Source organism: Algibacter pectinivorans, assembly GCF_900112595.1.
In the GTDB taxonomy this organism is placed as follows: Bacteria; Bacteroidota; Bacteroidia; order Flavobacteriales; family Flavobacteriaceae; genus Algibacter_B; species Algibacter_B pectinivorans.
In genome coordinates, this window is the sequence record NZ_FOMI01000012.1 from 112,560 (window position 1) to 125,772 (window position 13,213).

The following is a 13,213-nucleotide window of genomic DNA, read 5'->3' on the forward strand; positions in this document are numbered from 1 at the left end:
AAGGGTTTGTATATTTAAGTAAATCTATAAGCCGAATTCTGTACTTTTTTATTGCTAAAAAAGCCCTTATCATTTATCTACATGCATTGTTACCAATACACTTTAGCTGCCTACCCTCCAACAATCGAGCGTGCCGCCCTCAAACGTTGGTTTACATGACATTGCACCACATAGAGTTTACCTGGTTTCACTACAGCATGACCTGTACATACTTTCTGTTGCACTTTTCCTAACCTCACGGCTGGTGGTTATTAGCCACTATGTTGCACTACGGTGTTCGGACTTTCCTCCATTTTGAATAAACCAAAACAGCGATAAGGCGATTTACTGCCGCGAAATTACAATAAACTAAAAGTATAATCTAAATAAATTTAAATATTTGGGCGTTACCCAATCCCGATAGCTATCGGGATTGGGTCAGGCTTTCACTACTCGCTTCCTCCTACAGTCGGCGAGCTCAAACATGCCGTTCAATCCTTAACGCAAGTATCTACTAGCGCTACTACTAATCATAATCCATTTAAGCACCAATAAAAAACCTATCCTTGTCAGGTTAAATAACAATTCGTGGTAATTATAGGCATTACATAATTTTAACTTTACAAACCGCTTTATCTAAACTTTAGTTTTGTTAATAACTCCTATTAATTTTCAACGTCATAATTCTAAATTCCAAATTGAATTTTTAACTTTGTTATCTCAAGATTTAACTATGGAACATTTTGTTGTATCGGCTAGAAAATACAGACCAGAAGCGTTTAAAGACGTTGTTGGCCAGCAAGCTATTACAAACACTTTACTAAATGCCATAGATAACAATCATTTAGCCCAAGCCTTACTATTTACAGGACCTCGTGGCGTTGGTAAAACCACCTGCGCACGTATTTTGGCTAAAATGATTAATAGCGACGGTAACGAAACTAGCGATGAAGATTTTGCTTTTAACATTTTCGAGCTCGATGCTGCATCCAATAACTCGGTAGATGATATTAGGAGTTTAACCGATCAAGTTCGTATTCCGCCACAAGTTGGAAAATACAAGGTCTATATTATTGATGAGGTACACATGCTCTCACAATCGGCTTTTAACGCCTTTTTAAAAACGTTAGAAGAGCCACCTAAGCATTGCATATTTATTCTTGCAACTACCGAGAAGCATAAAATTATACCTACCATTTTATCGCGTTGTCAAATTTTCGATTTTAAACGTATTACGGTTAAAGATGCTAAGGAATATCTAAAATATATAGCCAAAGAACAAGGTATAACTGCCGAGGACGATGCCTTACATATTATCGCGCAAAAAGCAGATGGTGCCATGCGTGACGCCCTTTCTATTTTTGATCGTGTTGTTAGTTTTTCTGGTAAAAACTTAACTAGACAAGCCGTAACCGAAAACTTAAACGTACTAGATTACGAAACCTATTTTACAAGTACCGATTTAATTTTAGAGAATAAAATTCCAGATCTATTACTTCAGTTTAATAATACGCTTTCAAAAGGTTTCGATGGACATCATTTTATTGCAGGATTAGCGTCTCATTTTAGAGATTTGCTAGTTAGTAAAACACCTGAAACCATTGCCTTATTAGAAGTTGGCGATCAAACTAAAGAGAAGTATTTAAAACAATCGCAAAAAGCATCACAAGAGTTTCTCTTGCAAGGCATTCAACTAGCTAACGACTGCGATCTTAAATACAAAACAAGTAAAAATCAACGCTTACTTGTCGAATTAACTTTAATGCAACTTGCCTCTATCACTCATGATGGAGAAAAAAAAAATAGCAAACATTACATAATTCCTGCCTCATATTTCCAGAAAAAAGGCATTACGCCTGTTCCGATTAAGGTTCCTAAGAAAACTGAAAACGCTACCCCTTCCGCGAAAGCGCAAACAGTACCAACTGAAACCACCAATAAAAAACCGGTAACAGTAAATAAAACGGAAGATCAAGGGCCTCCTAAAATTATTTTAAAACAAAGTTCCAAACGTCAATCTGGGCTGACTTTATCTAGTATTCGCGCTAAGAAAGAGCATCAAATTAAACAAATGGATGTTGTGGTGGATGAGGAGAATTTACCTAAAGAGCCATTTACAGAGCAAGATTTTATAACAGCTTGGAATACGTATACCGAAAAATTGGTTTCTAAAGGTCAACATAATTTGGCTTCCATTTTATCTATAGATGTGCCAAAAGTTAAAGGAACTGTAGCACATTTAGAGTTTCCAAACGCTACAAACAAGGTAGAATTAGAACGCCAGCAATTTAATCTTTTAGGGTATATTAGAAAGGAATTAAGTAACTACGACATTACTTTATCTATAACAGTAAACGAAGTTATGGAAAAGAAATACGCCTATACGCCTCAAGATAAATTTGAAAAACTAAAGGAAAAAAACCCGAATATTGACCTTTTAAGAAAAACTTTCGATCTAGATGTTTAATAAATTGAATAACAAAAAGTTATTACTTTTAATATTACCTGTAATTGTTGTGCTTTTTAGCTGCGATGGTCGAGATAGAATTTATAAACCAAATGTTCAGGTTTTAAAGAAACATAATCTCCTTGAATCATTTACTAAGCAAACTAAATTTGTCCCGGAACAAAAAATACAAATAGAAACAGATACTATTTTAAGTAATGGTTTTGAAATTAAAATACAATACCATTCAGTTGAAAATAATGAGCTATCGAAAACAATAGTAAATACCAAGACTAAAAGCCCAACACGTTATAAAAATTTTGAAGCCAACCTTCACGTTTTAAAAAATGGTTTAACATTAAACAAAAGTGTTATAAATAAGGAGCTATTCTCTAATTCTGAAAACTCCACATTTTTAAACCAAGCAATTATGCAATTTGTTTGGATAGATTACCAAGCCTCAACTCCATCCCAATTAATTTTAAACACCAGTTTTAATATTCCTGGTACAGACTCATACCGAGACTTTGTAATTCTAATTGATGAGTTAGGTAGATTAAAATTAAAAGAAATTAACCTTACTGCAAATATTATATAATTATGTTAGGATTAAAACTACCAACCGATCCACGTTGGGTAAACATTGTAGAGAAAAACATTGAAGAGATACTAACCGATCATGCTTTTTGCGAACAAAAAGCAACAAGTACAGCTATTTCGCTTATAGTAAGTTTTCCTGAATATACAGAGCTAGTTCAAGAAATGACAGCTTTAGTTAAAGAGGAAATTAGTCATTTTAAAATGGTACACGATAAAATTATAGAACGCGGTTGGGTATTAGGTAGAGATAGACGTGATGATTATGTTATAGCGCTTTTAAAATTCTTTCCTAAAGGTGGCAGCAGAACTACACAACTTGTACATCGTTTGTTGTACGCGGCATTAATAGAAGCTAGAAGCTGCGAACGCTTCAGGCTACTTTCAGAAGAATTAGAAGATAAAGAATTAGCCGAATTTTATAGAAATTTAATGGTTAGTGAAGCCAACCACTATACTATGTTTTTAGGTTTTGCCAGACAATATGGCGAAAAAAAAGAAGTGGATACCAAATGGCAACAACTTCTTGAATATGAGGCCGAAATAATTTCTAATTTAGGAACTAGCGAAGCTATACACGGCTAAAATTTATAACCCACACCTAATTGAATATTTCTATTTTTTGCTTCGATACCTAAGTTATCATCGAATACATTTCTAATACCGTAGTTATATCTAACATCTACCACAATGGCATAGTTAATTTTGTAATCGGCACCTATAACTGCCGAATATCCCATGTTTTTCATACCGTCGTCCACTTTTTGAACCTTCCATCCTACTTGAGGACCTATACCTGCATGGAATTTTTCGCTAAATCTAAATCTAAACAAAATTGGCATTTGTATATAATCTAAATGCAATTCCTCTTTATTGGCACCCTCGGCAGAAAACTGTATTTCTGGCACTATAGATAAGGTTCTAGAAATACCCATATTAGCTAAGAAACCTACATACAAACTGTTTCTGTGCTCATTACTAAAAGCTGGTTCATCCTTAAAATCTAAATGAGAAATGGTATAACCGGCTCGAATACCGAATTTAATCCCGCTAGAAGCCGACCATTTTTCTTGAACCTTTGCAGTGTCCTTTACCTTTGTTGAAGATTTAATTTCTTTGTCTTCTTGAGCATAGCCTTGTAATGAAAAACCAAGTAACACTGTTAATAGTAGTAATTTTTTCATCTGTTTGTATTTATATTAACCTATAAGATGCGAAAAACCAAAATATTATGAAGTTTAAGCACCATAATTTAGATTTTACATTATTAATAGATTTGGGTTATTATTAATGGTATTATAGCGTACGAATATATATCATAAAATTAAAAAAGCACAACTATACAAGTCCAAGTGCAAAATTTTACTGTGTATTACTAGAAACCGTATCATAGTATATACTTTTTATAATACCATCGGCAAGACCAATTTTAGGTACATATATGTTTTTTGCTCCAGCCCATTTCATAGCGGAAAGATAAATACGCATTGCAGGAATAATTACATCGGCTCTATCTTGATTTAGCGAAAGTTCCGTTATACGCTCTTCGTACGAATAGGTTTGTAACATGTTGTAATAGGAGGTCATATAAAAATACGAAAGTGGTTTCCCCATAGATTTACCCGATACCTTGAAAATTTTATTAATATTTCCACCAGAACCTAAAACATCTATTTTATGATACTCTTTAGTGTGCGTATTAATCCAATCTTGCAGCTCTAACCAAGTTTCTTTTTTAACCATATCGTTAAGCAAACGTACGGTTCCTATTTTAAAAGACCTTGAAGCTACTTGGTTGCCCCTATCAATAACAGTAAACTCCGTGCTTCCACCACCAACATCAACATATAAATACGTTTTATTACCATCTATATATTTATTTAAATCTGTTGCCGCAATAATTGCAGCTTCCTCTTCGCCCCCAATAACATCGATACTTATACCGGCATGCTCCAATACCAAATCTACTACTTGCTTTCCGTTTTTAGACTCTCGCATTGCCGAGGTTGCACAAGCCTTATACTTTACTACTTTATGAGATTTCATTAGTAGTTTAAACGCTAACATAGTATCTAGCATTCGCTGGGTGTTTTCTTTAGAAATTTTTTCTTTTATAAAAACATCTGCACCTAATCGAATTGGCACACGTACAAGCGAGTTTTTCTTAAATTCAACAGGCTTTCCTTTTTGTTCAATTATATTTGAAATTAACAGTCTTACAGCGTTCGAACCAATATCTATGGCAGCATATTTTTTTATTGAAAGCATATTAATTTTCTAATTTATTAAGGTAATAGTCATAGGTAGCAAATTGAGATCTTACTTTTGGCTTATCGTTTACAAGATATTGATTTTCTTGAGAATCATTTAAAACTCTAGCTTTAACATTATCGTTCCAACTAATATTAAAAGTATCTATAATTTCTTTTTTAATGTCTTCATCATAAATTGGGCAACTTACTTCTACTCTATTTTCAATATTTCTTGTCATCCAATCGGCCGATGAAATATAAAGTTTTGTATCGTCATTATGTCCAAACATATAAATTCTTGAATGCTCTAAAAACTTATCTACTACACTAATAACCTCAATATTATCACTCATTCCTTTTAAACCAGGAATTAAACAACAAATACCTCTAACTATCATTTGTATTTTTACTCCTGCTCTACTGGCTTCATACAATTTATCAATCATTGGATAGCTTGAAATGCTATTCATTTTTAATCGAATAAGCCCTTCTCTTCCTTCCTTAACATTTTTTATCTCGTTATCTATTAACCTAAACACGCTACTTTTTGTAAAGTGCGGCGACACTAATAAATGCTTGTATTTGTAAACCCTATAATTAGTTTCAAAAAAGCTAAAAATTTGATTTACATCCTTTAAAATCTTTTTATTAGCTGTAAACAACGTATAATCCGTATAAATTTTAGCGGTCGATTCGTTAAAGTTTCCGGTACTAATAAACCCGTATCGTTTTAGTTTTTTTCCTTCTTCGCGCTCAATAACACACATTTTACTGTGTACCTTAAGTCCGGTAACACCAAAAATTAAATTAATACCCTCTTCTTTCATTTGTTGGGCATAATCGATATTAGCTTGTTCATCAAACCTAGCTCGAAGTTCAATAGAAACCGTTACTGCTTTACCGTTTACAGCCGCATTAATTAAAGAACTTGCTACATGTGATATTTCTGCAAGACGGTAAATTGTAATTTTAATAGTTTTAACCTTTGGATCTAAGGCTGCTTCCCTTAAAAATTTAACAATGTATGAGAATGTTTGATAAGGCGCGTGCAACAAATAATCTTTTTTGCTAATAGCATTAAATATACTGTCTTGCATACTTAAATCTTTAACTGGTAGCGGCTCGATTTTGTCATATAAAAGATCGGTTCTTCCTAAACTAGGAAAGCCCATATAGTCTCTTTTATTATGGTAGCGTCCGCCTGGTATAACACTATCGGTATCATCGATACCCATTTTAGACATAAAATAACGCAGTGTTTCTTTATGAATGGTTTTATCGAAAACAAACCTTACGGCTTCACCTATTTTTCTATGCTTTACACTATCTGATATTTTTTCTATAAAACTTTTACTTAAATCACTTTCAAAATCTAACTCGGCATCTCTAGTAATTTTAATCATGTGAGCAGAAATAGCTTTGTATTCGAAAATATTAAAGATATCACCCAAACAATAGCGCAAAACATCATCGACCATAATAATATAGTTCTTGTCGCCTTGTTTTGGCAATTCCACAAAACGGTCTACCGATTTAGGAATTTCTATTAATGCAAATTGCTTTGTATCGCCAGACATTAGCATGCGTACCGCCAAATAAGCAGCTGTATCTTTTAAATTTGGTAATACAACCGAATCATTAAGGATAATGGTAACTAAAGCTGGACTTACCGTTTTAAGAAAATATTGTTTTATAAACTCGCTCTGTGCTTCATCAATTTGAGTTTCGTCAATAATATAAATGTTTTCTTCCTTTAACTTTTTATCTATATTATTTAATATTTTAACACTTTCACTTTGTTGTTTAATAACAATTTGAGTAATTATTTCTAATAATTCTTTTGCTTTAATACCACCAAGCTCACTTTTTCCGCCTTTACCAGCCTCTACAATTCGCTTTACTGTGGCATATCTAACTTTAAAAAACTCATCTAAGTTATTAGAAAATATACCTAAAAAACGTAATCTTTCAATTAAAGGAACCGACTCATCTTCAGCTTCTTGTAATACTCTTGCATTAAACTGTAACCAGCTTATTTCTCTATTAACATAACAATTATCTATTGAAATTTCAGGTGTAGTCATTGAGTGTTTTTTAATTTTAATATGAAAAACAAATATATTCTATTTAGAATAAAATATTGGTATTTTATTAAGAAGGTGTAATTAAATTTTGAATATTTTATTGTTAAATTATTGCTATAAATACAAAAAGAAACTAGACTACTTTAAATCGCGAGGAAATAACGATTTTAAAGTTTTACCAGGTTTTAAAGCACTCCAATTTTCTATATCAAACTCAATAATAACTACGCCGCTTGTAGGTACATTATCTATATACTTTGTGCCAAAAGTATTAACAAATGCGGTAATAGCATGATTATGTCCAAATACCATTAAATTACTTATAGAGTCCTGGACATTTTTTATAACCTGAACAAGGTTTTCTCCTGAGAAATCATATAAATCTGCATTAAATTTCACTAAGTTTTTATCTATACCCAAATTAGAAATAAAGATTTCTGCTGTTAACTTGGTACGTTGGGCATCACTACAAATCACTAAATCTATGGTTTTCAAATGGTAAGCTAATTCTTTAGAAACCAAATTAGCATCGGTTATTCCTCTAGATTTTAAAGGCCTTTCATGATCATCTAGATTAAATTCCCAAGAGGATTTAGCGTGTCTTATTAAAATTAATTTTTTCAAAATACTCGATTAAATGTTTATTTTTATCGATAAAAAGTTGTTATTCTCGATAAAAATCAATTTCTTTGTTCTTTAAATTCTAATTAAATATATCAAAAAAAAATTACTATTTGCAAATTACTATTAGATGGTTTCATTTAGTTATTTTTTATGAATGTAAAGTTAATAATCAACTTATTTGTCAACCTTAAAATTATGTGACTTTGGTGCAATCTAAAGTGTCAAAATATAAAAGTTATGACTAATAAATAGAATGTGTAGTAAATGAGTATGATTTATTAATGATAAAGAAAATAATTTCATATCTTTGTGGACAAAATCGCACACCCCATAAAGTTTGGTTTAATATAACAAAGCAATTGCTATTAACAAAAAAAAAAATCTCTACAAGCATAATTAATTTTAGATACAACGGTGCGTTATCACCAACAAACAAAATAATATATGAAAGCATTATACCTACTAATAATATCTATTTTAATTGGTAGTTCAAGTTTACAAGAAAATGCAACTTTAACAAAAGTTCAAAATTGTAGCGCTACTTTAACTGTACACAAGGATAGAACCTTTAAGTCGGCCACCGAAAACGGCGCTGAGATTATGTTAACTGAAGTGAGCATGTTATCCGCTGTGCAGGACGTTCAATTAACTATAATTGAAAAAAGTGATAAGCCAAATACAGAAAAAATTCACTTTTATATTTTACAAGTCGCAAACAATACAACTCAATCCATTACCTTTACTTTAACTAGTGAAAATATAGATTGTAACGAGGAAGGTTTTGAGTTGCAGACAGATTTTAATTTTGAATTTTATAACCTAAATCAAACCGAACAAATTAGTGAGGTTACAGTTGCCAATAATAGCGCTGTTAAATTTTACTTGAAGAAAATCACTCCAAAAAAAGCACAAAAATCTGCTTGGAATTGCGCACGTATTGAAGCTTCTAATGCGGAAGGAAATTATACATCATCAATAACAATGAAATCTTTAGTACAAGACCCAACAAAGGTTAACTAAATACATGTGCGATTACGAGCTATTCAAAAAAATGGATTTATGAGAAATATTACTATTAATAGTATTAAAAAATTGGCAGTAGTTGTATTTATTTTTTTAAGTGCAACTGCTGTTTTTTCGCAAGTACAACAACAATTTAGCCCTAGATTTAATCAAGTTGTACGGGGAGATTTTGGTATGGTAGCAAATAACGTACTATCTAGAACATCAACAGGTAATTACAACGGAAACAACGATAATCACGATTACACAGATAATGTTTATGTAGATATTGATAACGATAATAGTACATTTAACTCTAGTAGTGCTAATTTTACTAACCCAAAACCTAGTGCTACTTGTTTATCTATTATTAAAGCTTATTTATATTGGGCCGCCGCCGATAGAGAACCCTCTATAATTGGAGATAATGAGCCTAACTGGAATTATAATGATGTAAAATTAATGACTCCAGGTCAGTCGAGTTATACAACCATAACTGCAGATGAAGTAATTTATAGAGGTCGTAATTTCCATTTTTCGAATGATCCATATATTTGTGTCAAAGATATAACCAATTTAGTTCAAAACCTTGCAACACCCTTTGGCAAGTATCAAGTCGCAAATGTTGAAGCTAAAACCGGCGAGCTAATTGCACATGGTAATATTAATGCTGGGACTTCTGGTGGTTGGCAAATTGTTTTTGTTTATGAAAGTCCAGATTTAGTACAGAAAAACATTACTATATTTGATGGTTATGCACATATTACGAGTTCTCAAAACAATTTTAATATAAATTTTAATGGATTTCAAACTATTTCTAATGGTCCTGTACAATCTAATGTATTAATTGGAGGGTTAGAAGGCGATAGAGACTTAAGTGGTGACCGTTTACAAATCAGAAATACATCAAACAATTTTGTTGATATTGATGCTCCCCAGCGAGATACTAACAATTTTTTTAATAGTAGAATTACTGTAGGTAACAACAATTTTATTGATAGAAACCCATCCAGTACAAATACATTAGGTTTTGATGCTGCATTATTTAGTTTAGATAATAGTGGTAATAGATTAATAGCAAATAATCAGACATCTGCAACTTTCAGAATGACTTCTGATCAAGAGGTTTATGGATTATATTTATTAGGTTTCGCAATAGACGTTTATAGACCAGATGTTAGCCCAATGGTTTTAACTACGACTTCTAGTACGTCTAATTATGATCCAGAAGATAGTATTAATTTTAATTTTAACATTCAAAATAGTGGCAATGATAATGTTAAAAACTTTATTTTAACAGCTCCTGTTGCTCCACAAGTAGAAAATATAAGAGTTAATAATTTACCTGATGGAGTAACGTACACATTCAATTCCAACACACTAACCTTCCAAATTGAAGATGGACTTCTTGATGCATTGGAAAATGGTAATGGTAATATATTAAATCTTGATTTCGACTTTATTTTAAAAGATGAATGCTTTTTTTTAGAAGAATCTTGTGATTTAGATTTTAATTTACAATTCACAGCATCTTACACTGGTGAAATTAACCCAGAAGAACAAACAACCATTAGTTCTACGGCTGTTGATGAGTGTAATGTAGAAAACTTAGAACCCTTCGTAGTAAATATAAACCAACCTAGTGCGAGTTGGGTTAGTCAAGTTGGAGAATTAGATAGGACCATTGAATGTAATAATTCAGCAGAATTAGAGAATGTTCAAGCATTACTACCCGAGGTATCATGTGACAATTTAACTCCAATTAAAACTGCTGGGTCTTTTGTCTCTGATGGATCCTGCCGAAATAATGGAACTTATACAAATACTTTTAATTTTATAGATGAGTGTGGTGCTACAATAGCTAATTATATACAAGTCATTACTGTTGAAGACACTACTGGTCCAGAATTCACAAACCCGTTACCGGAAAACATAACTGTAGAATGTAGCAATGTACCAGAACCTGCAAATCTTCAAGCCACAGATAATTGCGGAACCGCAGATGTTACTTTTACGGAAACAAAAGAGGATGGGTCTTGTCCTGGAAATTATACACTAACAAGAACGTGGGTTGCTACAGACCAATGTGGCCTAACAGTATCTCACACACAAACTATAACAGTTGAAGACAATACGGCGCCTGTATTTGTAGAAAATTTACCAACAAATGAAATAGTTAACATAAATAATATTCCTACTGCTCCTACGCTAACGGCTACTGATGCTTGTGGTACTGCTGAAGTTGTTTTTGAAGAAGAAGAAACTGGTGATATATGTACAGGAAGTTATACTATAGAAAGAACTTGGACTGCAACTGATGAATGTGACTTAACCAATGTCCATACGCAAACAATTACAGTAAATCAACCAACTTTAGAGGCATCAATCGATACGATAACCAATGTATTATGTAATAGTGAAGCTACTGGTGGTATCGATATTACTATTACTGGTGGTACAGAACCATATCAATTTATTTGGAATGATACTAATAACTCAACTACCGAAGATTTATCTAACGTCATTGCTGGTGCTTATAATGTAACTATTACTGATGCTAATGGATGTACAACGTCTGTTGGTGCAACTATTACAGAACCTACAAGTCCGTTAAGTTTAAATATTACTAAAGTTGATGCCACTACCGCTCAAGGTTGCTCAAACGGACAAGCTACAGCTATTGTTTCTGGTGGATCTGCAGATTATACTTATTTATGGAGTGCTTCTGCAGGTAATGCTACAACAGCTCAAGTTACTGGATTAGCGGATGGCACACATAGTGTAACCGTTACAGATGCTAATGGTTGCGAATTAACGCAAAGCATAGTTATAGAATGTGTTAACACTTGCGATGCAGAAATTGAAATTACTAATATTACCGATGTACTTTGTACTGGAGATACTTCTGGTTCTGGTACGGTAACTGCTAATTCTAACGCTAACCCTTCTGCTACATTTACCTTTACTTGGTCTAATGGTCAAGAGGATACAGGCGTAACAACAAGTACGCTTGCTAATGCTTCGGCTGGTGTTTATTCAGTTAGCGTAACTATTGATGGAACCGTATGTCAGCCCGTTGAAGAAACTATTGCCATTACAGAACCTAGTAATGCTTTAAATGTTACTGCTACTACTACCGATGAATTAGGACCTGCTACTGGCGATGGTACTGCAACTGCTGTAGTAACCGGTGGTGTTGAACCATATACATACTCGTGGTCGCCTGGTGGTCAAACCACAAGTAGCATTTCAGGATTAAGTGCTGGATCGTACACCGTAACTGTTACAGACGCTAATGGCTGTACAGACCAAACCACAGTAACTGTTAACCCAGGATCTTGTTTAAACTTATCGGTAACAGGTACCTCTACTCCCGCTGAATGTTTTGGTGAGAGTAATGGAAGCATAAATGCTACAGTAACTGGTGGTTCTGGTAATTTTACTTATGCTTGGGATTCTTTACCTAATACAACAACAGCTGTTAGTAATTTACCTGCGGGCGATTATACTATTACAGTTACCGATACTACAACGCAATGTACAACTAGCACAACTATTACTGTTAACGAGCCTAACCTATTAAGTTCGGCTATTGCTGTTACTAATATACTTTGTAGAGAAGATGCTACAGGATCTTTAGATCTTGCTGTTAATGGTGGAACTGCGCCGTATACATTCCTATGGAGTAACGGTGGTGAAACTGAAGATTTAATTAATGTTGTAGCGGGTACATACTCTGTTACTATTACAGATGCCAACGGTTGTACTACAACCAATTCGGCTACTATTATTGAGCCAGATACTAAGGTTTCAGCTTCTATTACTAGTCAAACTAATGTAGATTGTTTTGGTAATTCAACAGGAGAAGTCACAATAGATGCTACTGGTGGTATTCCTCCTTACTCATACTCTATAGACAATGGTAATAACTACCAAAATAATGGAACTTTCTCTGATTTAGCTGAAGGAAGTTATACGGTTATAGCTTTAGATGCTAATGGTTGTACTTTTAATCAGGTTGTCGAAATTTCAACAATACTAGATATTACAAATCCAACTATAGAATGTCCTGAAAATATATCACTAGAAGTGACTTCAGAAAATTGTGTAATTGATGGAACTGAAATAACTTTGGGAACACCAAACACAAGTGATGATTGCTTAATTTCTTCTGTAACTAACGATGCGCCTGAGACATTCCCGCTTGGTGATACTATTGTAACTTGGAC

9 protein-coding genes and 1 other RNA gene are annotated in these 13,213 nt (G+C 33.1%); 5 read left to right on the top strand and 5 right to left on the bottom strand.

Going from position 1 to position 13,213, the window contains the following annotated elements; genetic code table 11:
- Positions 1–11 precede the first annotated feature (11 nt).
- An RNA gene (gene rnpB / locus BMY96_RS15255) (RNase P RNA component class A) lies at positions 12–331 on the bottom strand.
- Between the two features lie 381 nt (positions 332–712).
- Here rnpB and BMY96_RS15260 point away from each other — a divergent pair.
- From BMY96_RS15260 to BMY96_RS15270, 3 genes are read left to right on the top strand one after another with little or no spacing between them, the layout of a single operon-like run.
- Positions 713–2,446, top strand: coding sequence for a DNA polymerase III subunit gamma/tau (locus BMY96_RS15260; RefSeq protein ID WP_092853784.1), 1,734 nt, complete (start codon positions 713–715; stop codon positions 2,444–2,446).
- A gap of 4 nt (positions 2,447–2,450) precedes the next feature.
- Positions 2,451–3,023 (top strand): DUF4738 domain-containing protein, encoded by a 573-nt coding sequence (locus tag BMY96_RS15265; protein ID WP_217639604.1) that lies wholly within the window; start codon positions 2,451–2,453, stop codon positions 3,021–3,023.
- A 2-nt stretch (positions 3,024–3,025) separates the two neighbouring features.
- Entirely contained in the window at positions 3,026–3,607 is a 582-nt protein-coding gene (locus tag BMY96_RS15270; RefSeq protein WP_092853762.1) for a MiaE family protein, read from the top strand.
- Here the strand turns inward: BMY96_RS15270 and BMY96_RS15275 are convergent.
- From BMY96_RS15275 to BMY96_RS15290, 4 genes are all read right to left on the bottom strand, one after another.
- Positions 3,604–4,206: a porin family protein gene (locus tag BMY96_RS15275; RefSeq protein WP_092853764.1), complete on the bottom strand. Its 603-nt coding sequence runs from the start codon at positions 4,204–4,206 to the stop codon at positions 3,604–3,606. The two genes, BMY96_RS15270 and BMY96_RS15275, sit on opposite strands and share 4 nt — an antisense overlap.
- Before the next feature lie 178 nt (positions 4,207–4,384).
- Positions 4,385–5,290, bottom strand: a complete 906-nt coding sequence (locus tag BMY96_RS15280) for a Ppx/GppA phosphatase family protein (protein WP_092853766.1) — start codon at positions 5,288–5,290, stop codon at positions 4,385–4,387.
- A 1-nt stretch (position 5,291) separates the two neighbouring features.
- Positions 5,292–7,358: a polyphosphate kinase 1 gene (ppk1, locus tag BMY96_RS15285; protein WP_092853768.1), complete on the bottom strand. Its 2,067-nt coding sequence runs from the start codon at positions 7,356–7,358 to the stop codon at positions 5,292–5,294.
- Between the two features lie 138 nt (positions 7,359–7,496).
- Positions 7,497–7,982 carry a SixA phosphatase family protein gene (locus tag BMY96_RS15290; RefSeq protein ID WP_092853770.1) on the bottom strand — a complete coding sequence of 162 codons (486 nt, stop codon included), beginning with the start codon at positions 7,980–7,982 and terminating at the stop codon, positions 7,497–7,499.
- A 444-nt stretch (positions 7,983–8,426) separates the two neighbouring features.
- On the opposite strand from BMY96_RS15290, the gene BMY96_RS15295 reads away from it, so the two are divergent.
- Both BMY96_RS15295 and BMY96_RS15300 read left to right on the top strand, forming a co-directional pair.
- A complete protein-coding gene (locus BMY96_RS15295) occupies positions 8,427–9,002 on the top strand; it encodes a hypothetical protein (protein ID WP_092853772.1) in 576 nt (191 codons plus the stop codon).
- Between the two features lie 39 nt (positions 9,003–9,041).
- A partial coding sequence (locus tag BMY96_RS15300) for a SprB repeat-containing protein (protein ID WP_217639605.1) occupies positions 9,042–13,213 on the top strand: 4,172 nt, incomplete at its 3' end.

Coding starts and splice junctions, on each gene's coding strand:
- BMY96_RS15260 (WP_092853784.1), top strand. CDS start 713: ATGGAACATTTTGTTGTATCGGCTAGAAAATACAGACCAGAAGCGTTT.
- BMY96_RS15270 (WP_092853762.1), top strand. CDS start 3,026: ATGTTAGGATTAAAACTACCAACCGATCCACGTTGGGTAAACATTGTA.
- BMY96_RS15275 (WP_092853764.1), bottom strand. CDS start 4,206: ATGAAAAAATTACTACTATTAACAGTGTTACTTGGTTTTTCATTACAA.
- BMY96_RS15280 (WP_092853766.1), bottom strand. CDS start 5,290: ATGCTTTCAATAAAAAAATATGCTGCCATAGATATTGGTTCGAACGCT.
- ppk1 (WP_092853768.1), bottom strand. CDS start 7,358: ATGACTACACCTGAAATTTCAATAGATAATTGTTATGTTAATAGAGAA.
- BMY96_RS15295 (WP_092853772.1), top strand. CDS start 8,427: ATGAAAGCATTATACCTACTAATAATATCTATTTTAATTGGTAGTTCA.